This is a genomic window from Vibrio sp. T20, from assembly GCF_007858795.1.
In the GTDB taxonomy this organism is placed as follows: domain Bacteria; phylum Pseudomonadota; class Gammaproteobacteria; order Enterobacterales; family Vibrionaceae; genus Vibrio; species Vibrio satsumensis.
The window spans coordinates 29,709-52,375 of record NZ_VFEB01000121.1 but is presented as its reverse complement, the minus strand read 5'-3'; the positions used below and the strand labels follow the sequence as shown (position 1 = coordinate 52,375).

The window sequence follows — 22,667 nt, the reverse complement described above, 5'->3', positions numbered from 1 at the left end:
GTTATCCCTAGATGCTCAATGTCATTTGCATGATGCTCGGCGCGAGAATCAGGATAACGATCGGGAACATGATGAAGAGGATCAAAGGCACACTCATCTTCGCAGAAAGCTTGCCCACCTTTTCTTCGACCGTAAGAATCTGGACCTTTCGCATATCTTCTGCGAGATCACTTAACACATGAGCCACGGACGTCCCGTATTGCAGGTTTTGGATTATAGTCAGTACGAAGCTTCGTACTGGTGGCGTCGGGATACGTTCACTCAGATCATTGAGCGCTTTTTCAAGTCCGTGTATTTTCGCAGAATCCGATGTGCGCTTAATTTGGTAACAAAGGTCTGAGTCAAATTCCGCTAACTCTTTGCCCAAATAAACCAGCGCGGCTTCAATCGTCATACCGGTTTGCACACATACCGACATCATGTCGAGCAAATACGGCAGTTGAGCCGAGGTTCGACTGATCAACATCTTGCGGCGCATTTGCAGCATTGTATCTGGGACGACAATTACGCCAATCAGCGAGAAAATAACCACGATCAGTTTGTTGGTGGATGTCATATCCCCTAACAATACCAAGCCTGAAACCAACGCTAATACCAACAACTTGGCAGGAAAATAAAATTTTGCCCAATCCGTGTTGTAGTAACCTGCCTCAATCATTTTTTGCTCGAGTTCTTGTCGATGTTCTTTACCAAAACGAACAAAGAAGCGATTTACGCGCGAAGGCGCACGAGCCGAATGATCCCCGATATAGAGCGCAACCTTCTTATGTCTTTGCTCTTTGCGAATCGAATCAACAATCAAAAACAGTAACGAAAAAAACAACACAATAAGGGAAGCCAGTAACATCATGCGCGTACTCCTCTTACTAATAACCAAACAATGAACAAGCCAAACAGCTCACTACCCAGTACATAAAACAATACGATCCTTCCCTCTGGGTCATAGAGAACGAAATCCACATTCGCAGGGTTAACGTAGTTAAGAATAATCATAAAAATCAAAGGGATCGCGGCAACAATTTTGGCGGAGATCCGAGCTTCCGAAGTCATCGCCATCTTCTTTTTCTCTAGTGTACGAGAGTCAACCAAAACCCTAATCAATCGTGCTAACACGCCCTTAAGTTGGCCACCTCGAGCAATATTCGCCCTGATAGTCACGGTAAAAAACAGAAACTCTGGATAAGGGTAGTTTTTGCACGATCGTTGAAGCACTACTTCTGGAGATTCGCCTAACTTCAGTCGCTCTCCCATTAGCTTAAACTCGCGGCCAATCGGGTTGTGCATGACATCGCCCACATAGCTGATGGCTTGCATTAAGCTGTCACCCGCGGTGACGGCACTCATTAGAATATTCAACGCGTCAGGGAACGTATTCTCAAAATCTCGACGCCTTCTTGTTACCAGAAAACGATAACCGAAGAAGGTAAACATCAAAGAGGAGCCAAGCACCAACCAAGAGTTGGTGATGGAGAGTAGATCCGTAACGATGTACCAAGACGCGATAAGGCTACCCGTTATATATAAGGCTATGTACAACGACGATCTCGGGCCTAACACCATTAATGTTGGTGAGATGGAATCTTTGAACTTTTGCCAGCCCTGCTTACGCACTAATGACTTAACGTTAATCGCATTAAAGTTTTCAGCCTCCGCTTCTTCGATATTGAAAAACTGGTAGACCTTTTTGACCTTTGAATCTCGGATCAAAAGCAGCACAAACGCGAACAGGATTAATGAAACCCAAAGCATGTTATGCCCCCTTAAACGCGGCGATGAGCTCGTCATAGAGCCCGAAAAATTGCGCTTTTTTGACTAGCTCAGAACGTTGCATGATGCCGTCAGTAACAAATTCGCCTTTAACGTTTTCTCCGTAATGCGCATCGTCATAACGAAAGCGATAGATCTCTTCCATCACTACACTCTCACCTTCAAGGCCGACAATTTCAGAAATGCTCGTGATCTTACGAGACCCATCGCGCAGTCTGTTAACCTGAACAATCATCTGAACGGCACTGACGATCGTTCTTCGAATCGCATCTAGAGGCTGATTCAAGTTCGCCATCATCACCATGGATTCAACACGAGCAATCGCATCGCGCGGTGTGTTGGCGTGCAATGTAGACATTGAGCCATCATGCCCCGTATTCATGGCTTGCAGCATTTCAAACGCTTCAGAGCCACGACACTCACCCAGAATAATGCGGTCTGGACGCATACGAAGCGCGTTGATCACCAACTCTCGCTGGGTAACTGCTCCGGTCTGTTCAACACTTGAAGTACGTGTTTCCAGTCGAACTAAGTTGGGTTGTTGCAGGCGCAGTTCAGCTGCATCTTCAATCGTGACGATACGTTCATCTTCAGCGATGTATTGAGACAAAGCGTTGAGCAAAGTGGTTTTACCTGAGCCAGTACCGCCAGAGATCAATACATTGATGCGGCAGCGCGAAGCGATCATCAGCACTCGCGCCATGTCTGGAGACATCGACCCAAAGCCAATCAAATCTTCAAAGCCGATGTTCTGCTCTCTGAACTTACGAATAGAAATCGCTGTGCCATCTAAAGCAATCGGAGGAATCACGATGTTCACACGGCTGCCGTCTTCCAACCTGGCATCGACCGTCGGAGACAGTTCATCAACACGCCTTCCGACACGTGATGCGATACGCTTGGCAATAGCGAGCAACTGCTCTTCGTTCACAAACGAGACTTCGGACTTTTTAACCTTACCATGTCGTTCGAAAAAGATGTTGTTGGGCCCGTTCACCATGATGTCTGAGATAGACTGATCTTCGACCAAAGGTTGCAAAGGCCCTAAACCAAACAGTTCATCGATTAAGCTCTTCACCAACCCTGATTTCATCATCGAAGTGATCGGTCTTTGGTAGCTATTAGCGAGTAGATCAACCGCTGCTTGTATCTGAGATTCAAGGTCTCGGCGGCTCATTTTCTGAACCGCTTCTGCATCTAGGGCTTCAAATATTTGGCCACGAAACGCGAGGTATAAGTCTTTGTTAGAACTCATTTAGCACGTACCTTTTTCAACCAAGAATTCATGCCCTTGTGATCCATAGGTTGACCATTAATCAGCTTCACCAGCTGTTCCATAGAACGGCTGATGTGGCGATCATGCTTGTGCCCGCGTTTACCATCAATAATGATGTGCGCTAGCGCTTTACAGTAATCCACTTCTAGATCAACATTGGCACCTAAATACTTAGTCAGGTCGGGCTTTTGTAAAACGTAAGCATTTTCCGGACGGTGATAATTCACCACAGTGATCACGCGCGTACGAGAGGATAACGTAAGCTGCAAGCTAGAGATCTTTTCAAACAGTCGCTTCGCACTTCTTACTGAAGATACCGAAGCATCTAAAATCAGAACCACCACATCAAAGTTTTCTACCAAGAGTTGAGGTTCAACTTTGAAGTCCACACCACCTGAAAAATCTTCAATAATGAAGTTGGTGTTGCGCGCTAACAACTCACACAACGTTTGGTTGTAATTAAGAACATCGGTTTGGCTCATGTCGCCATCGATAGCCAACAGACGTAAGTTTTTTCGTGCGTTAATTAAGTAACTCAACGCCCCTTCTTCATCCATTTCATGCAATGGCGCAGTAAACTCATCAATGGTTCGCGGTTTAAAGTCTTTGAGGCCGAGCAAGACATCAATATTGGTATCGGCATATTGATGGTCGACAAGAATCGTGTCCGAGCCTTGCGTTGATAGCAGTGAGCCCAACTCAGTGGTGATAAACGACGCGCCAACGCCGCCTTTGGCACCAACAATTGCTACGCGCTTCGCTTTACGTTTTTGGCTCACACCAGAGAAAGTTTTAAGGTTCTTGCTAACGTGGTTCAAGAAGTCTGCAAATTCTTGTTTGTTCACTGGCCAGAAAACGTAATAAAAGCCCATGTCTTTAAGCGAACGAAGCGTAGAAATGGCGTCTTCTTTACCAATCACGACCACACCTTTGTGGGTGGGCAGTTTGCTGGCAAAAGATTTAGCGTCTTCAACAACATTGGTCGATTCATTAAGTTCCAGAATAACGATATGGCTACTCTGTTGCTCTGTCAGTTTGGTCAATCCCGCTTTGGCTTTGACGCAAGCTGGATCATTCCATCCTTCAAATCGAAAGACTTCTTGAACAAGGTCTAAACACTCTTGAGATTGATAGAACAATGTACACCCCGCAACACCTGTTGTTGCGGTCGGAGTTGGCTTGGCCTTTGTTGTTAATGCTTTCGTAAGGTCAAACATTATTGTTCTCCTACCAATCGAGACTTGTAAGCCACTTGCTTCAAACGCATCGATTCAACAAAACAATCTTGCTGTCTCAACCGAGCGTGAATCTGTGCTGGCTTGCACTCTTGAGTCTTCAAACGCGTTAACGTCACCTGAATATTTAGATCGCTAGGCAACAATTGAGCGTTTCGATACGTCACTCTTTGTAGTGCAATAAGGTGTGAAGGATATTGTTCGAAGATCGCCTGCAACATCTGTTTGCTGCGAGATGATTTGTAATCCACAACATAGGTCGCTTCTTTGTCCATCGACTCAATATCTTGAATCAAGGCTGTAATCTGTTTAGTCGTTTCAGAACGGTTTTTCATCGCAAACTCAAAACTGTGGTGCTCTTTGTACACCAAAGCTTCAGAGCCATGTCCGACAAAATATTGCTCAGAGGCGCAGCCAAAAAGTGACGTGGTAAATAACGCCATCAGTAATAATTTCTTCATTGGATAAACCCTCCTTGCGACAACAGACGAATCGTTGCATCAGAAGATGTCACCGCCTTGCCATCCCATTTGACATTGAGCCAACGCGCTAATGTGGAAGTCTTTTTGATGTAAGGCAGTTGAATGTCTTTCGGTTTCATCGGTTCCACAAGATTCACGGTCGCAACGATGATCAATTCAGTTCGTTTTCTTTCTGTGGTCGCTTTTCGGAATGCGGCACCGAGTACTGGTATGTCGCCAACAAAAGGGATTTTTTGCATTTTTTCCAGATCGGCACTGCTCATCAAACCACCAAGGACGAAACTATCGCCATCGGCTAACTCAACAGTTGTCATGGCGCGTCGTGAAGCCAGTTGCGGAACTTTGATGCCTGCTGCTTCAACATAACCTTCTACTTCACTCACTTCAGGCGCTAGCTGCATTCGAATCTTGTCTTGGCTAAGCACTTTTGCTGTAAGGTCGAGTTTGATGCCGAACTCTTTGAATGAAATGTTTACGTTGCTACTGGTAGAGACGATAACCGGCACTTCGCCACCAACGAGAAAGCTTGCCGACTCACCGGATAACACGGTTAAGTTAGGCTCAGCCAGAACCTCTGCAATCTGGTCATTGCCTAATGCAGTGATTAACGTGCTTAGGTTTGCAGCGTCGAACTGGTCGAAAACAAATTCACCAACACTTGAACCGACGGAACTCCAATCTACACCAACAGTTTGTCCAAATGATTCGGTGACTTGCGCTACTGATATTTTGACGTTCACTTGCTGAGTCGTTGCAACTTCAATGCGTTCGATGATCCCTTCCCACGTCATATTGCGGGCAAACACCATGCTTTCGGGCTCTTCATAATTTGAGCTATCGGACTTAAACTCCAGCTTCACCGTTTTGTCCCATTTCTCGGTCTTTTCTCGTCCTAGCAGAGTGGCAACCAAACGATAGATGTCGTCACGAGTCGCTTCGGAATCAACGAGACCACTCACGGCGACTTGCTCCCCCACAGACTGAACCTTGACTTTGGCATCAGGGAAATGAAATTTGAGTTGTCTTCTAATATCCGTTAAATCCAAATCAACAATAATGCGGTCGGAAAGCAGAACATCACCATCAATGCCGTAGACGATCAGTCGTGCTTGCCCAATAGCATTGGCGAACACAACGATCGTGTTGTCGTTGATTATTTTGTAGTCGACGATGTCAGGGTTATTAATAAACACTTGGCCAATCGGATTTTTTAACTGGATGTGCTGACCATCGTTGAGCGTGATGGAGCGATCGGCGGCAAAAGCGTTTGTTATAGAAAGTAAGCCAATCAGTGGCGCTAGAATGGAAGCAAACAGTACTTGTTTGATTCGATGGTGAATCATCATCACAAAGCCTCTCTCGGATTGTTCTCGTTACCACGTAACTCAGCAATCCCTGTATAGTTATCGATAATATTGCGCACCTCCGCGAACTCGGGTTGCGTGTAGGTTTGGCTTCGGTAAATTTCGATGTGCATTGTTCGTTGTGCTAGCGCAAGTTTTGGTAACTCGTCGGGGCTAACTTCGATGACCACCGTAGTCAGTCCATCCTCTTTACTCGGAGCGCGAGCGGTAATAGAACTGTCGCCAGTGGCGTCATTGCCAATGTTGAGTACTTTGACGTTTTTAAGGAACATTGACGCCTTCACACCTCTAAAGCGCTTCGGCTTATCGATAATTCCTGCCAAGTTGGCATTAGGAGAACTCACAGTGAGGATATCGATGGACGTTCCAGGGCGGATGTAATCGTTGATTAGGTTTTTGTCACTGACTTTAAGTGGGTATAACGTCATGCCTTCCGTGACCAAAAGGTCGATGTATCCGGGCTGGCCTGGCGTCACTTGATATTCAGGCAGTACAACCTCACCTGCGTTAAGGCTGCGATTGAGCAAAATGGAGGGCGAAAAGCTGATTTGTGCATCTTCTCTAACACCCATCGTTAATGCTTCACTAAGAGGGAGTTGTTGTTTTACGACACCTTGCGCATCAATCGCACGTCCTTTTTCATAAGGTTCCGTGGTCATCCAAACGGCAACATGCTCTTCATTTTTTTCTTCCACCACTTCAGTGGTCGTTGTCGGCTGAGGTTCACTCTTCAACAAATCGACAACGCCTAGTGCGCCCACAATTAAGGCAGCAATGGCAACAAGTAATACCAGTCGAGATCTCATAATGTTCTCATTCTTGGAGGTTTAAATATGTGGCGTGTTTTGAGTTAAAATTACCAAGTAGAATCCAACGCTAATTGCTATCCCATATGGAATACCTTGTTGGTCGTTCGACGTTTTTCTTGTTAGCTTTTTAGTTATCAGCTTGTTCTTTACAAGATAAATAACGGCTACAAAACCGCCAGCAAAAGCCGTCATAACAAACGCCCAAAGTAAATCGTTGAGAGGTATAGTAAGTGATAGAACTGCGGCATATTTAATATCACCGGCTCCAATCCAAATCAGGGCGTAAAGAATCAGCCCTCCCCCAAACACCAGTAAAAAACTCATAATTTGAATGTCTAACGGTGACAGAAAACATTGCAAAAAGAGTAATATCAGCAATGCGTGATTTTGTATCTTGCGAAAGAGAAAATCGGTAACCGATACATAGACACACACGATTGCTAAAAGCAGTAAATATACTTCAAAACTCAAAATTGGAAATATTGCCTAAATTTATATGGATTGACGTAAACATGTATTAATTGGTATTTTCAATTAACTGAGCCAGACCAATGAAAACATAGGTCTGGCACAAATATCTTTCGATATATTCTACATTAGCCAATAAGGCTTGATGTTAGCTGCTTGCAGTATCGATAGCAGTAGCTACATCTTCAAAAGCACCTTCAAGTTTGCCAATGAAACCATCAGCGCCTACTGCAGTAGTTACTAATACAGCCATTGCTACTGCAATAAGACCATATTCAATTGCAGTTACTCCGCGCTCATCGTTCTTGAATTGTGATAGAAACATGCTTGTTTTAACGTATAGCTTAGTAATCATTATTATGTCTTCCTATAAGGGCTGTTTAAAATTCGTCGCTATTATAATTAGCACCACCAATCTATGGAAAATACCCCCTATCGATTCAATCTATAGGTCGTGTAAAAAATGATCAAAACAAACACCTTAAAAAATACCAACAGAAACACAAAGTCCATATATGACAAACACTTACATTAATAATCAGCTAAAAAACAAAATGAATATTTAAATTTATAAACTTGAAAAAATAAGACATACGTCAATGTTTAACTTAATCCAAATTTATATAAGCTTTGGAACTAGCTTAATAGATAATTCATCGATCTTTATTACCCCTTATAAAACATGTTGAAATACAATTATCATCACGCTATTGTTCTTCGAATCAACAAACCATAAAAAATATAATTTCTTTGTGTCAAAAGGTTAGTCGAATCATGAAACTACATTTCGAAAATATTGTTTCGTTCATAGCAGTAGTTGAAGAAGGTTCATTTAGCTCTGCTGCACGTAAGCTTGGCAAGTCTCAGTCAACGGTTAGTACCGCTGTGCAAAACCTAGAGTCAGACTTGGGTTTCAATTTATTTAATAGAGAACACTCTAAAGTCTGGTTAACTGAGAAAGGAAAACGCCTATTCCAATTATCTTTACCTGTGGTATCAAAATATCGTGAGTTAATCACTATTGCAGAACAAATGAATCTATCCGACCAGATAGTTTACCGCGTGGGCATCGATCCATTAGTTTTCAACAAAAACGTAAAAAAAGCATTGTTGGCATTTTCAGAGGCTTTTCCTAATGTCGACCTACTTGTTGTGACTAAACCAAGTTTCGTTTTAGGTAATTACGTTAATGAAGGAAAGATAGACTTAGCGTTAGGTAACCCCTATCACAAGACAAATTACGACTTCAACATCGAGGAACTATTCCACGTTAACTGTTGGTGGGTGGCCCATGAAGACTTAGTAACCTTAAAGTCCCAAGCACCATCACAGCGAGTTCTATTAATGGATGGTTGTGAAGAGCTACTTAACTTGTCAAACATCGCAACATATAACCTATGGCGACTCGATGATTTAGGAACCATCATCGATTTATGTAAAGCTCAAAAAGGCATCGCCTTTCTGCCAGGGTTTCTCATCGAAGGTAACATCAAAGAACATAAGCTTAAGGTTATTACCGATCACCCTGACTTTTTTGGTAAACGAGTTATCGCATCACTTTTCTGGCAAATACATTCTGACTTTAGCTTGTTTAACCAATGGATAAAAAAAGAGCTACAAACCACAACTAATTACAAACAAACATTTGTTGCTGATCTAGCTCAATAACGTTCTATTAAAATCATGACGATCACACTCTATTGCACTCTCCAGCTTTGAGTGTGATATTTCAATCCCGATATTTATCCGAATATAAACGCCAAGCAAAGCATATAAAATATATATATTTATTATCAGATGCATCGGCTAATATATGCATTATCATTTACTTCGAGTCTTTCATTACCTACCCGTTCATAAATCTGTAATAAAACCTAGATAGAAACCAGCCTTTAAGATTATTCAGCACTTAACTAATACTTAGTGCGTCACCAAATCTCGAACAACATCTCTCAAGCTATGAACTCAGAAAACCCACAAAAGATAATGGCATTGGTTAAGAGCCTTTCTTTAGATACATCAAACTAATCCCAGCTTTCAGATTTTTTTACTATAATATCAACAATATTCGCAAGTTCTTTTCCTTTTTCTGTCAGACCATAATATACAGTCACAGGAACGGTTTCTTCTTGCCTGCGCCAGATAAAACCTTCTTTGCTAAGTAACTTCAGCCTCTCACTAAGTACTTTACTAGACACTAAAGCCAGTTGCTTTTGAATTTGTCCAAAGCGTATCTCGCTACTCTGACCTAATAACCAAACGATGTGAGCAGTCCACTTCGTAGAGATCAAGGTCAAATATTTATCAGCGTTACAGTAACCTTCAGGTTGCTTACCCTGTTCACTCATATTTACCTCTCAGATTATCAAGATTGTAAAGTTACTCAAAGATAGTTAGTTACCTTAAGGTAATTAGTTACTTTTAGGTAGCTAATTTCTTTTAGTAAGCATCCTATCTATTATGGCCTCAACCCAAAACACAAACAAGCAGGTGGTTCCATGAAGATATTTCTATTCCTAGCTTTAAACTTTATAACTTTCTATTCTTACGCATCAACAGATTACAAAAAACCGCAGTCGCCAACTGAACTGCACCAATTTTTCGCGGAATACTTTTCAAAACAAGACATAGAAGGACTAAGTACTCTGTTCCATGAAGACGCCATATTCGTCCTGGATGCTCAAGGGAACCTTGCTAGAGGGCCAAAGGCTATCAAGCCGATATTGAAAGGTTACCTTCAAGGTGACGTTGAAATGCTAACCCATGATGTATCCATCCATATTAACGGCGATACGGCTCTTATAAGGTCTGAATGGGAGATAGTTGGAGGCCCTAAAGGAACCGCTCTGGAAGTGATGAGATATGTAGATGGAGGCTGGTTATACGTAATTGATAACCCGAACGGGTTTTAAATGACCATCGCACTTTAGATCATTGAAGGACGAAGTCTGAAAGCTTTGCTGGCAATAAATTTCAGACACAAAAAAGCCCACACTAGGTGGGCTCTTTCGTATAATGTGGTGCCGCTACTGGACTCGACTATCAAACCTATCCAATTGATTAAAATGAACAATATAAAAGTAGAGTTTTAAGATGTTACCTCAGGTGTTACTTCGGAAAGAACTCAACTTCTGAGACAAGATCAGCACTAAATTTATCTGAAGAGCAGATTACTTTCACAAAACAAACATGCTGGTCGGCCATAAACGGTACCAGCACGCATTATAAAATTTTCACACCTTAAGCCTACGCTTCTCAAGACGAGTTAGAACATCTTTGTAAGTCACTTCATTCTCATCTAGATATGTTAGCAGCTTAGCTCTATCGATAACCTCAACCCCGCATGTTTTAGCTATATCATCAGTTCGCTTAGCTAACGATGGTGAGTTAGTTATAAATACTAAACGGCCGAAAGTTTTCTGCATCTCAGATTCATAAATCGGCTTAGCAGAGTGAATCTCTTGTATACCTTTATATCCATCGTATCTTCGTTGCGTATATTTAGCTTGCATTAGAATATTGCCCGACTGAGTCAGGATTACACCATCTGCACCATGGTCAGCACCAGCATTCGTTAACCATGCGCTTTCACTATCATAATGCTTGGACAGGAGCGTCAAACACAGAGCCTCAAATTGCTGCCAACTCAATTTGTCCAACTCGTCAGGTGTTATACGTTTGTTAATGAGATCCCCAGTAATGCTCCCTCCGACACCAGGTGGCTGCGGTACAACATCCTCTGGAGTGACTACAGCGTCTTTCAATAAAGTTTTCTGCGTTAGTAGCCTATGAAGGTTGACATCAAACGACTCAAACTCAGGATGATGTAACAAAGGGATGTAAATATGAACATCTTTTGTTTGCCCAATTCGATACACTCGGTCGGTTGCTTGAGCTTCTTTAGCTGGGTTCCAGTGCCTCTCCAGATGGACGACATGATTAGCGCCAACGACAGTTAAACCAACACCTGCCGCCACTGGTGACATAACAATCAAATTAAAGCCTTCTTTAGCTTCGAAGTCCGTTATCATGGATTTACGAGTTGGAACTGACTTTCTTTTAGCTACAGCTTTGGCATCACCATTAATCACCGACAGTGGTCCTAAACCATAGATTTGACCGAGGGTGATGCATAAAAAGCTCTGTAGACGCTTATTGACCGCAAAAATGATGCATTTTTCTTGTTGGCTCTTCACTCTATCAAGAGTCTCAAGCAATGAACTTAATTTCCCCGACTCTAGATATAATTCACGAGCCACTTTACTGGTTCTAGGAAGTTCTAGTCGTCCACCGTCACTTAATCTCGGATGTAATGAACTGTCTCGTAATCTCATTAATGTAGTTAAGGCATGGCTATCTTCATTTTCAATTTGATTACTTATCGTTCCTTCATAGACATCGCGCTGATACCCGACCATCGTAGATTCTAATTCTTTCAGGTACTCCCATCCATCAAAGTGTCCACCAGCATACATATTCTTAGCAGGTAGGCCCTTCAGGTTATCTTCTTTAACTCGTCTAAGCATCAAAGCACCCACCGCGATACGCAACTCTCTCCCTAGTCTAGCTCTGACCTCTTCAACTTCATCTCCGGCAGATTTGAGAATAGGTGAAATGTAGTGAGAACGGAACTCCTGATAAGTCCCTAAATACCCGGGAGAGGCAGTGTCCATTAAGCACCAAAAATCTGCCAAGCTATTCTCCACCGGCGTACCGGTAGCGACCAATTTAAAATCCGCTTTCAGTCCTTTAGCTGCCCTGGTTTGCAGCGCATTAGGATTTTTAGTGTTCTGAGCTTCATCGAAAACAACAACACCCCAATCAATTAAGCACAATGAAAACTGATAATCCCGCAACGTTTGATAAGTAGTAATAACAAGTCGTTGTGGTTGGTCTAGACGTTCGGAACCAAAGTTCTTTCCTACTTTTAAAGAATATTTAGGTTCAAGCTCTTCATCTGATTTTTTTTGGTTTCGGATTTCAACGCCACCCATCTTGTATCTGTTTAGATCGGCAGCCGATTGCAAAATGACTATGTCTTTAAAAGGAGACGCTTCAAATGTTTTATCTACTTCATCTTTCCAGTTTTCAAGCAGACTTAACGGAGCAACGATTAATGTCGGTTTCTTAGTCTTAGCGTCAATCGTCATACGTTGGTACATATGCTCTATAGCCGAGAGAGCCATGTAGGTTTTACCTAAACCCATATCGTCAGCTAGTAATGCTCCGCTGATACTTGGTTCAGTAAGAATCTTCTGTTCTACCCCCAGAATCCACCTAACGCCTACCTCTTGATGCGGGAATGGTTTTCGTTTGTGATTGTCCCAATTTAACTCACCTTCCCACGCCATATCTGCGATCAATTTATCAACCTGCGGGGAGTTTTCTGACAACTCCTCATCATTTAGAACGATATCAACAACATGGATCTCTTTTTCACTAGAGTCCTTCTCCGACTCTCCAGGTTCATCTTCAGAAGTATCACCAGCTGGTTTAGAAATTTTGTCTTCGATTGCTACAAGTGTTTTACTCACAGCCTCACGATCACCAATGTCATACGACTTCCCTTCGTAATCAAAAACTGTAGCTCCGGTATGTTGAGCGTCATCGAGTTTTTTGCTTACTTCTAATAAAGCGGGCCTGTCATCAATTGCATCAATGAGCTTTGATATTGGATAAATGGTCTCTGTTGTTAATGAGGTACCAAACCAATCAATGCCGGATTCATCCGTCTCCCCAAAATAGGCATGCTTAAATGTCGTTGCACCACGAACCCTTAAAGAAAACCCTAAATCAAGGTCAACTAAGCTCGCGTCAATAAATGCGGTCGGATTTTCCAAAAATGCTTTAACCTGGCTTTTTGGTACAACCCTATTGCTGATAACTTCTTTGACAGCTTTCAGTTTTTCCTCAGAAAAAAGTACTATCTCATCACCTACTTTAAGAGAAACCGAACTATCACTTTGTAATTGACCTAGCACCCTCTGGATAGCTTCATGACTAGCATGTTGCCCCATATTAGGCGTTAATATAAGGTCCCCAACAGCGTTAAGTTCCACATCTACAGTCACTGAGCTAGGCGTTAAAATTCTTAATTTATCAAAATGTTTTAACTTTAACCGACAGCCTTGGTATTGCGCCTCTTGAAGAGCATGAAGAAAAAGCAAATTATCGTACTCAGACTTTTCGGAGTTTTGATGAAGATTTTGTGCCTCAAACACCATCAACTGTGATGGTGTTAACAAATACTCTGCCTCTTTTCCAAACCTAATAAAAGGACCACTAATTGAATAATTAAGCGTTGAACGACCTTGTTGCGTAGTCACTGCCAAGTCAATTTTAAAGTCGGGATTACTTGCCTTTCCCTTTATGTCAGCATCAATTATTCCTCCCCAAAGTTCAGGAAGGCCTAAAAGAGTCGTCAACTCTGAATCTAAGCGAACAGCAGTCGATGCAGGCATCATAAACCCATCGGGAAACGATGTTACTTCTCCTTGTTCTTCAAGCATTTTAAGAGCAACAAATTGAGCAGTGAACCACTCATTTGCTTGACCGCTTCGTATTTTTTCTAAGTTAGATTTCGAAGCAGTGAAATCAAGGCTACCATCACATACCAAATCAAATTTGGATGTTTTATCTAAACCAGAAAAAAATCTACTGATTAAAGAAGTTAGCTCCATTCTCTTACTCCGAAACGTTGTTTAAAGTCGACATAATCATCACTAGAAAGTATATCTTTAGCTGTCAATTGAACCCCTAAGTCTCTGAGTTCAGTCAATGCGCGTCGCTGCCAAGAATAACTTGAAGGAGAATGCGTAATCTTTGCTGTCGCCCCACCGGATAAATTAGTCATTTGGTAATTTAATCCACTGGTCAACTGCGAATAAGTTGGACTAGTAATATTATAATTGAACACACAAGCTGAAGGTTCTAAGTGTCTGTAAAGCCATAAGTAACAACTATGGCTTCCCTCAATCATGTGTGCGCCTTCCATCTGAACATAGATGATAGACTTATCCCCATCTTTCACTGTCGAAAAGTTTGGCAAGTGTTTAGCGTCATAGTTTCGTTTCAAATATTGAGCGGCATCTCGACTCAGATACAGTCGTGTATTAGTAATAACACCTGCATCAAACATTCCTTCTAAAAAATGCTTCCTAGATGGGTACATTCTTTGTAGTTCATAGTTGGATGAGGAATACGAATAATCCTCCAAAGCCTCTAAGAACAGCTTAAGGTCTAATTTAGACAACCACCCCCGAACCGCTTGAGTCAACTGAGCATCAATATTTCTCCACCACTTTATGTACCGTGGATTGGAGCTTGGCACTCGAGGATCTCCTGCCACAGCAAGCACTACATTCATCCATGATTCACTCATATGAGAACCAATAGAACGACCAATTAAAATTCGCAGAATCTTGTGTCCTAACAAGTCCTCTGAATCATATTGAGCTTCAAAAACTGCCTTTTTCTGAACCTCAGATAACAATGGATGATTCATACCGTTCGGAATCGTTTCAAGCTGTTCTACGTAATAGATCCCTTTAGCTGTCGTCAAATAGCGACCATTAGCGTAATGTTGTAAATCAAGCTCATTAATCCAATGGTCAAAATCAATATTTCTTTCGATTGCTTGCTTAGCAAGCCACTGAGGTCCGTTGCTTGACAGGAGTTTCTCATCAAACTCTCCCTCGTAGCCTCTCTTTCGCTTCGCTTCTAATAACCATTCAGCGGTCGCATCACAATCCGTTAGCTGGTCATACTCTGATAGGAAATGCTGATAAAATGATTCAATAACAAGTGCACTAGGCTTCCCCACGATTTCTGTGATCTTATTGAGAAGACGACGAGTAAAGCTGACTTTATTTTTTACGTCAGTTTGCAAAGAGATTGCCAACGCTCGCACATGAACAGAAGTATCTACTACATCTTCTACAGCCTTGTTAGTTATCAGTGCTTTGTAGACATCACCGTATGCTGACTTAAATTTAGTATTTTCAATGCCAGCGCTCTTGGACAGTACTCCAAGTTTCTGGGTGAGCTGAGACAGCTCCTCTATTGACTTACCCAAAGGATCGTGACGTAAAGTTACCGGTAGCTTTTTAATACGAAGGCGCACTAATTAACAATCCTTTCTAAGTCAGCAATAGATGGTTTCTTAACCGTAAAGCGAATATCGATTCTTCGGTTCTGGCTTTTATCTTGTTGGTTAGCTTCTTGTAGATTCGCTCTCCGTGTTTCTGCATAACCACTTACAGAAAAAAGTCGCTGTCCAAACGCATTTTCTAATTCACCCAACTTAGGTGTAAGTTCTACTTCAGCTTGCCAAACATTCCATACTGATATAGCTCTATCTACAGATAACCCCCAGTTCCCCTTACCTCGATAATAGATCCTATCACTATCAGTGTGTCCTTCTACAAACACTGTATCTAGGTACTTGAATCTTTCGTTCTTTCGAACAGCCATATGAAGCACAGCACCAATATCTTTTACCGCCTGTTGGACTTCGGGACTCTTTGGGATGGAATCCTTACCTGAAGCAAACGTTAAAGTGCTCTCAGGTATACGTATTACAGTGTCATTATCGGCGATCTCAACGATAACATTTCGTTTAGCTAATTCATCTCTAACGTCATAGATTATATCTTTTCTCGCCTGTTCAGCTTTTTTTAGTTCTTCTATTCCTGCTTCAACATCATTTGTCTTTTGAGTAAGTTCAATAATTAACGCTACAGCGGCCAGTATGAAGATAACAAGAAGCGCTGACATAAGGTCAGAAAAGGAAACCCAATACGGGTTTTCTTCGTCAACTGAACCGTTTGATTGGTATCGCGAACCTCTACGCATTAGTGACTCACTTTGTCTTGGATTTCATCTACGACACTTGAAATTGCATTGACGGCATTAACCATCTGCGTTGCGTATTGAGTACTAGTCGTTGACCAAATTTTTAGGTGTTCATTGGTTTGGCTATTTGCCTCATCAGCATACTCTTCCAGTAGGGTCGACATTTGCTCACTCAGTTCCTTCACGTTATTTTTCATTTCTGAAGTTAGTTCGGTCAGGTTACTCTTTTGCTCTGTCAAAAACTCATTTTGAGTAGAACGTAATTGATTGAACGACGATTCTGCGCTATCTAACATGCCATTAATCTTATCAGCAAGTTCACCAAATTTACTCGTATCCTCAACAAGTTGCTCTCTCAAGGAGTGGATTTTCTCTACGCTTAACTGATTCAGTTCAGCCAAATCTTTAGTACTGCTTACAGCTTCAGTTACTGCTCCTGAAAGCTTATTACCCGCATCTTTAATATTCGAGCCAAAGACGCTCATACTGTCAGCTGCATTTCTCAACTCTACCGCTGATAGCTGCATACTCTCTGTCGCTCTCGCAGATGCAGATACAGAAGTTTCAATACTATTTTGAAGATGCTTACCTTGTTCTAAAACCTGATGAGACGCAGATTGCTGCATATCAACACTTGATTTAACTTGTGCTAGTAGCTCATCAGTTCCCGATTTCATTGCATTTGTTTGAGAAACAAACATGTCATTGCGCTCTTTTTCCATCAGGCTTGACTGCTCATCACGCTTAGAGAACGTTTGTGTAAGTTCACCTACTTGGTTATTAACAAATTCTGTTAAAACTCGGCTTTGCCCCGACACATTATCGACAAGTTCTTTAATTGTCGTTTCCATAGAAGAAGCCAGCTTTTGTTCTCTTTCCGAAGCTGCACTCTCTCTCTGGCTAAGTTGCTCACCCATTTCCGAGACCTGTTTCTCCACAAACTCGGTCATCATTCTCTTTTGCTCATTGCCTTGTGTTACCAACTCAGATACCTGTACAGAAATCGAAGAAATCAGCTCTTTCTCTCTCTCCGTTGATGCGCTCTGTTGAGCTTCAAGCTTATTAACAAATGCTGCCAAAGATGTGCTCATAGATTCTAAAGTTTCATTCACTCCTTTAGAGGCACTATCCATAGCAACACGCTGCTGTTCACCCTGCTGCCCGAAACCATCCATGAATGATTGAAGAACACTCTCTAGTGCTTTCTGATTACCGTCAGAGGTTTCATCAACGAGCTTATTAATAGCTGGGGCCATAATTTTTTCTAAGCTGCTCTCCAGGCCTTGTTGAATGCCCTGAGTTGCCTGTACTAAAGACTCTTGCATTTTCTCGCCAATTTTCTCAGCTAGCCCTTGTAGACTTTCACGTGACTGCTGGCTATTGTTCGCAATAGATTGCAATTGGTTTTCAGCGCTCAATCGAGGGAATAATCTGTCAATTCTATTTTGCAGAACCTTAATCTTTTTCCTAATAATCTGTTCAAGTATTTTTTCAATGAAATTGAAAGCTACGCTCAATAGGACACCCCAGACTGATGTCATAAAAGCAATTTTTGCTCCATTGATAACTCCCGCCACCCCATCTTTCATTTCATTTACATCAACATTACCTGCAATGTTTAAGTCAGAAAGACCGAGTTGCAAACCCACAAAAGTACCGATTACCCCTAAGGCCGTTAAGAAACCAGGTACTGCAGCTATCATTCTATTCTCAGTGCTACCACCAGCCAGAGTGGAACTATTGAAGAAATAGTCAGCATCAAATGTATTATGTAACCGTAACACCTCGTCAGATCCTCTGACTTCCAACAGCGTTTCATCAAATTCTAGCCACAAATGCCCTACTGAATTTTTCTTTAGTTCTGCTTTGGCAATTAAGTCATGTCTACTATCTGCAGGGTTTGCCTTCTCAGCATCATTAAGCAAATGATTTAACCACTTCACACGACGGGTAGCTCGAATGAAAGCAGATATAGACCACAGTAAGAAAAATGCCGCTACAAACCACAAAACCACTACAAACAAGGCACTCAACTGATCTGCTGTTTGTGGTGGAATTACGTTTAGACTGTTCAAGTCGGGCCATAAACTGGAGAGGTTAAGGCTATCTTTCATTTAAATCACTTCCAAAATTAATGCGTCAACAAACTTGATTGTTGATATTCTATGAACCTACAACTCAACCATGCGCTGAGTGCTTTGTGTTAACGAAGCTGCGAAGACTTCATCTATTGATAAAAGTTTTCAAAGCTTTATATATTTTTTATGCCTGTGGCTCGTTATCTCTTTTCAGGTATTTTGATAATCTAACTCGTAGCTCTTTCTAAATATCCACCAAGCCTTAGTACATAATTCATGGCGCAATAATAGATTGATCCATCACATGCATATTGATCTAGTTCATTACAATCAACTCTTAGAGTCTTTCCCGCACTCGCATTAGTTTGATTGCTATTGAAGAACTTCAATACTAGAGGGCAAGTGGAAAGCTGATGGCCATCTGATACCCGTATGTTTCTTCTCTGATATATCGAATGGTACGACCCAAAGCTGATGTCCACCTCCCAATTCAAAGGGGAAATGCAGTGCTTCATCAAAGTTATCTTGGCTAGGGTAAATAAGCACTACATCCTGTCCACTTTCATCATCTGCAAGATATTTTTTTGCATAAGCAAACAGTTGGTAAATATCCGATTGGGAGATATTTGAATTACTTAACTTGGTATCGAGAAGCTTCCACTTCGTATCGAGCACGACTTGATTGGTGTTCCCTTCCTTAATGATCAAGTCCGGGCGTAAACTGAATTTGTTTCTACCGTCATAACGGGCAAGGTACTCACCAGTAACTTGTGTACTAACACTGAGCCTAGGATGACTGACCGCTAGTTGTTCTTTTAAAACTTTAGCAACGTAGTCTTCAAATACCTTCTCCATAGGAAATAAAAGAGAAGCTGCGTTAGCACCACCTTTCATCGTTTGTGGAGAAAAGCCTTCTAAGATTAGTCGACACCAGTCTAAAGGTATTTGGTAGTAACTCATCCCTCTATCAAGCCTGACTTTCGAAAAATCAACGCTGTAGTCCTTACTCTCTGGTATTTCATTAAATACAAAGTCTAGCTCTTGTAACAACTTCTGATTTTCTGCACTCCGCGTATAGCCTTTCACTCGTTTTAGAGCACTATGCATTAACCGGTTTACTGGACGATCGAGTAAGAACTCATCGTACTCACAGTAAAATTTATGCTTACTAATGGAGTTATGCCTAACTTGTTTTCCTACATTCAGCTTCCCCTTTAAGAAACCTAAATTGTCTTCCCTACGTACATAGTCACTTCTTAAGCCACGTTTTACGAGCGTGTTCACCGACTGTAAGAACTGGCCTATAAATACCTCTAACAACGGCATTCTTTGGCGAGTAATATTAGCATTCGAGGTTTGAATATGTGAGAAACCTTTCAACGCACGTAACATTACTAGTAGTGTGTGCCGAGCTTTCACATAAGCGTCATCATAGTTGTTGTCACTACCTTCATCTGTGAAGCCTTTTCCGATTTTAGGCAAGATTTCAATTTGCGTTTTATCTGGCGTGAACATAACTCCGGCATAGTTTTGAACTTGCAGAACTTCCATACCATTTCGACGACGTAACTGGAGAAGGTTTCTTTCATTCTCATTACTTAAGCAAAGCTGCTTGAGATATTGATAGGCTGATATAGAGATAGATTGAATGTGTGAAGATGTAGTCTGATCTTTCAGCACATCTTCACTCACTAAACAGTCATACTCGAAGAGAGTGATTTCTTGCTTGGCTTTCACTAAGCTTACTCGCTATCTTTTGCGTAGATAGTTTTGAACGCTGTCGGATTTTGCCAAACAGTCCCTTCACCAAAAGGCTTGAATGAGTATGTCACTTTGCAATCCTCATACAACTCTAATCCATGTTCAGGGCCAAACAACTCACTGTAGGAGTCTTCAGTTCTTTTTAAAAATTGTAGTCTGTCATCTTGTTTCAAACTGTCACCAAGGACTAAACGAATCTTGCTCCAATCTTCATAAAAATACTCTTCCAACAGCGGGATTATCTTGTTCTTAAATGCTGACTGTAGCTCGATAAACGCCTTGCCTTCATCAACTTCATTGAAAACAGGGAACAAGAAAGCATGACCAAGCGTATGTTCACGATCATAGAGAACTTCAATTCGCTTATTTAGTGTTTCGAGTAATTTGGATAAATTGATGCCCTTAACTTCTTTATTAGCAAAAAGCTTGGGATTTGGCATCATCTCTTTAAAGTCAAAACGACGACGTAAGGCAGTGTCCATCATTGCCAATGAACGGTCTGCGGTGTTCATTGTTCCTATTATATGGAGGTTATCTGGGACTGAAAATTTGTCGCCTGAATAAGGAAGTGTGACTTCTAGCGACTCTTTCGCACCTTTACGTTTCGAGGGCTCTATCAAGGTAATTAATTCACCAAAGATTTTAGAGATATTTCCTCGGTTGATTTCATCGATAATTAAAATATAGTTTCCTGACTTACACTGTTCGCTTTCCCTTTCTCTCATCTTAGGCAACATTGACGCAAACATGCTCGCATAGCCCGTCACAAAGTAAGTTTCGATATCGTTCTCAAAACCAGACAACCAGGATTTCTTTTCATCTTCCACGGAAAAGCGCCCTTGCTTAAAATACTCATAAACCTGTTCTATCAATTTTCGAGAAAGAGGTAGCTTGTTCCCATTTTGCTTTTTAAAAGTAATCAGTTCCGGAGACACGCTTATGAGCTCAAAACTCTTGAATTGATCTCCAACTTTTAGCAGAGCACAACTTGAGGAAGAAGCATCCTGGCAAATTTCTTTAAAAATGCCAGGTTTTTCATAGTACGATACCCGACCACTTTCTGTTTTTGCAGATAGTCCTTCCACAAACTCTTCATACCCATAGCTTTGATGGAATGTGACAAATCGAATTCGACCAGCGTCAATCAGTGCTTTGTATTTTTTCGTTAGCGAGTCTCTTTGCTCTTCTGATACACCGGTTTCAGGATCAATGTTTATGCTGGCGTAAAAGTCAGGATCAGCGGCTTGAACTGCGGCTTCGATAGTGTGGTATGTTTTACCTGTTCCCGGTGGACCATAGAGAATTTGATTGAGAGGTATATTCATTAGTTTTTCACCGTAGTTAGAAGCTGGCTCACGCACTTCAGAAGTTTCTTTAGCAGGCGTTTCAGTTATGGACTCGTAGATATACCAAAGCGTCACATTAACCGCATCTGTATCCATTACACCTTTCAAGATTGGCTGTATTTTACTCAGTAACTCCTGGTTCAATTCATACCAGTTAAGAGTACTTAGGTTCTTAAGTTTGAGCTGAAACCTTATATCCAAATATTGGTAAACTTTTCTTAGTGCCTCTTCAGCAACAGCCGTTGAAAGTTTTGTTGGATGTAAAGAAGCAAAAACGCGATTAGTCGTAGCCCAATATCGACGGGATATTTTTCCTTCTTCTGCTAATCGATTCAGTAACGCTATAGATTGGTTATACAGCTCAGGCGAGGTACCTCGGGCAAGTAGTCGTGTAAACTCGACTAAATCAGATTCAGATTTGCGATAATCTTCACCGCTCATGATCCCATTTTTTATTGACGCAACCCAAGTAGAGGCTTTTGTCCAAAGCTCTTTAATAGCAAATTCACTAGCGGTTTTTTCTTCGACAGTAAGCTGATTATAGGCACGATACTCACGAATCCATTCCCCGTTATTTCCATCGCGACTTTCAAACACTTGCGTAAAGTATTCCTCGATAGAGATTGAGGTTAATTGAGTCGACCCTTGGACACCCACTAACCACTTATCAATTAACTGCTCTAAAACACTATCAATGTCAGAGCGACTCATTTTTACCCAAAAGTATTTAGGTGTGGGCTTTTCGTTCTCATCAAAAAAAACATTTAACTGTTGCGCTAGTACTTTTAGTTCACTCGTAGTTCTCAACCATCCAGAATTAGAATTTAGTGCTGAACTGATTTTTTCTGGATTAAAGCGGGTTCCCGCAAACTCAAACTCTTGCTTGCTCCCATTAAAACCACCAAGAACAGTATTTCGAACTGAACTACCTGCTACTTCTAGCTTAAAGAGTAAACAATCTCGATTACCGGAATACGGTGTTAAATGAAAACGTGCTGCGAACTCAACAAACTTACGTAGGCTCGGTTGATGCTGCCACTTTTCAATCAAAATAATCAGCTTCGGTTCATCAAACCTTACATCAGTGGTTTCTAAAAACTCTTCAGTGTAACCACACTCGATCAAATACTGCTTAATTACATTCATTTCTAATTTTTCTTATTGTGTTAAGCCTGCTCTAAAAGGCCTTAATTGATTTCAATGACGCGAAGATTGAGTGCTGCTGCCT

18 protein-coding genes are annotated in these 22,667 nt (G+C 41.5%); 2 read left to right on the top strand and 16 right to left on the bottom strand.

Features of this window, described 5'->3' with window-relative positions:
* Window positions 1-7: 7 nt before the first annotated feature.
* The 9 genes from FTW16_RS13785 to FTW16_RS13745 all read right to left on the bottom strand — a co-directional run bounded on the left by FTW16_RS13785 (window position 8) and on the right by FTW16_RS13745 (window position 7,756).
* A complete protein-coding gene (locus FTW16_RS13785) occupies window positions 8-850 on the bottom strand; it encodes a type II secretion system F family protein (RefSeq protein WP_146491468.1) in 843 nt (280 codons plus the stop codon).
* Entirely contained in the window at window positions 847-1,749 is a 903-nt protein-coding gene (locus FTW16_RS13780; protein WP_146491467.1) for a type II secretion system F family protein, read from the bottom strand. Before FTW16_RS13780 ends, FTW16_RS13785 begins: the two co-directional genes overlap by 4 nt.
* Window position 1,750: 1 nt before the next feature.
* Complete coding sequence (locus tag FTW16_RS13775; RefSeq protein WP_146491466.1) at window positions 1,751-3,022, bottom strand: CpaF family protein; 1,272 nt, start codon at window positions 3,020-3,022, stop codon at window positions 1,751-1,753.
* Window positions 3,019-4,260, bottom strand: a complete 1,242-nt coding sequence (locus FTW16_RS13770) for a CpaE family protein (RefSeq protein ID WP_146491465.1) — start codon at window positions 4,258-4,260, stop codon at window positions 3,019-3,021. The genes FTW16_RS13775 and FTW16_RS13770 overlap by 4 nt, the downstream gene beginning before the upstream one ends.
* The gene (locus FTW16_RS13765) at window positions 4,260-4,739 is read right to left on the bottom strand and encodes a hypothetical protein (RefSeq protein WP_146491464.1); all 480 of its coding nucleotides are present in this window, start codon (window positions 4,737-4,739) and stop codon (window positions 4,260-4,262) included. The genes FTW16_RS13770 and FTW16_RS13765 overlap by 1 nt, the downstream gene beginning before the upstream one ends.
* On the bottom strand, window positions 4,736-6,106 hold the full coding sequence (locus FTW16_RS13760; RefSeq protein ID WP_146491568.1) for a type II and III secretion system protein family protein: 1,371 nt from the start codon (window positions 6,104-6,106) through the stop codon (window positions 4,736-4,738). Before FTW16_RS13760 ends, FTW16_RS13765 begins: the two co-directional genes overlap by 4 nt.
* Window positions 6,106-6,930: a Flp pilus assembly protein CpaB gene (gene cpaB / locus FTW16_RS13755; protein WP_146491463.1), complete on the bottom strand. Its 825-nt coding sequence runs from the start codon at window positions 6,928-6,930 to the stop codon at window positions 6,106-6,108. Before cpaB ends, FTW16_RS13760 begins: the two co-directional genes overlap by 1 nt.
* A 21-nt stretch (window positions 6,931-6,951) precedes the next feature.
* A complete protein-coding gene (locus tag FTW16_RS13750; protein WP_146491462.1) occupies window positions 6,952-7,404 on the bottom strand; it encodes a prepilin peptidase in 453 nt (150 codons plus the stop codon).
* 145 nt (window positions 7,405-7,549) lie between these two features.
* A complete protein-coding gene (locus tag FTW16_RS13745; protein ID WP_017080668.1) occupies window positions 7,550-7,756 on the bottom strand; it encodes a Flp family type IVb pilin in 207 nt (68 codons plus the stop codon).
* Window positions 7,757-8,175: 419 nt separating this feature from the next.
* Here FTW16_RS13745 and FTW16_RS13740 point away from each other — a divergent pair, with 419 nt between their 5' ends.
* Window positions 8,176-9,069, top strand: a complete 894-nt coding sequence (locus tag FTW16_RS13740) for a LysR family transcriptional regulator (protein WP_146491461.1) — start codon at window positions 8,176-8,178, stop codon at window positions 9,067-9,069.
* A 356-nt stretch (window positions 9,070-9,425) separates the two neighbouring features.
* On the opposite strand, the gene FTW16_RS13735 is transcribed toward FTW16_RS13740, so the two are convergent.
* Window positions 9,426-9,749 (bottom strand): winged helix-turn-helix transcriptional regulator, encoded by a 324-nt coding sequence (locus tag FTW16_RS13735; protein ID WP_146491460.1) that lies wholly within the window; start codon window positions 9,747-9,749, stop codon window positions 9,426-9,428.
* Between the two features lie 150 nt (window positions 9,750-9,899).
* On the opposite strand from FTW16_RS13735, the gene FTW16_RS13730 reads away from it, so the two are divergent.
* Window positions 9,900-10,313 (top strand): YybH family protein, encoded by a 414-nt coding sequence (locus tag FTW16_RS13730; RefSeq protein WP_146491459.1) that lies wholly within the window; start codon window positions 9,900-9,902, stop codon window positions 10,311-10,313.
* Between the two features lie 321 nt (window positions 10,314-10,634).
* On the opposite strand, the gene FTW16_RS13725 is transcribed toward FTW16_RS13730, so the two are convergent.
* The 6 genes from FTW16_RS13725 to FTW16_RS24780 form a co-directional block, all read right to left on the bottom strand.
* A complete protein-coding gene (locus FTW16_RS13725; protein ID WP_146491458.1) occupies window positions 10,635-14,081 on the bottom strand; it encodes an SNF2-related protein in 3,447 nt (1,148 codons plus the stop codon).
* Window positions 14,072-15,523 (bottom strand): EH signature domain-containing protein, encoded by a 1,452-nt coding sequence (locus FTW16_RS13720; protein WP_146491457.1) that lies wholly within the window; start codon window positions 15,521-15,523, stop codon window positions 14,072-14,074. The genes FTW16_RS13725 and FTW16_RS13720 overlap by 10 nt, the downstream gene beginning before the upstream one ends.
* The gene (locus tag FTW16_RS13715; protein WP_146491456.1) at window positions 15,523-16,254 is read right to left on the bottom strand and encodes a flagellar motor protein MotB; all 732 of its coding nucleotides are present in this window, start codon (window positions 16,252-16,254) and stop codon (window positions 15,523-15,525) included. The genes FTW16_RS13720 and FTW16_RS13715 overlap by 1 nt, the downstream gene beginning before the upstream one ends.
* Entirely contained in the window at window positions 16,254-18,368 is a 2,115-nt protein-coding gene (gene zorA, locus FTW16_RS13710; protein WP_146491455.1) for an anti-phage ZorAB system protein ZorA, read from the bottom strand. The genes FTW16_RS13715 and zorA overlap by 1 nt, the downstream gene beginning before the upstream one ends.
* A 336-nt stretch (window positions 18,369-18,704) precedes the next feature.
* Window positions 18,705-20,069, bottom strand: coding sequence for an McrC family protein (locus tag FTW16_RS13705; protein ID WP_146491454.1), 1,365 nt, complete (start codon window positions 20,067-20,069; stop codon window positions 18,705-18,707).
* Window positions 20,070-20,074: 5 nt separating this feature from the next.
* Window positions 20,075-22,585, bottom strand: coding sequence for an McrB family protein (locus FTW16_RS24780; RefSeq protein ID WP_261383453.1), 2,511 nt, complete (start codon window positions 22,583-22,585; stop codon window positions 20,075-20,077).
* Window positions 22,586-22,667 lie beyond the last annotated feature (82 nt).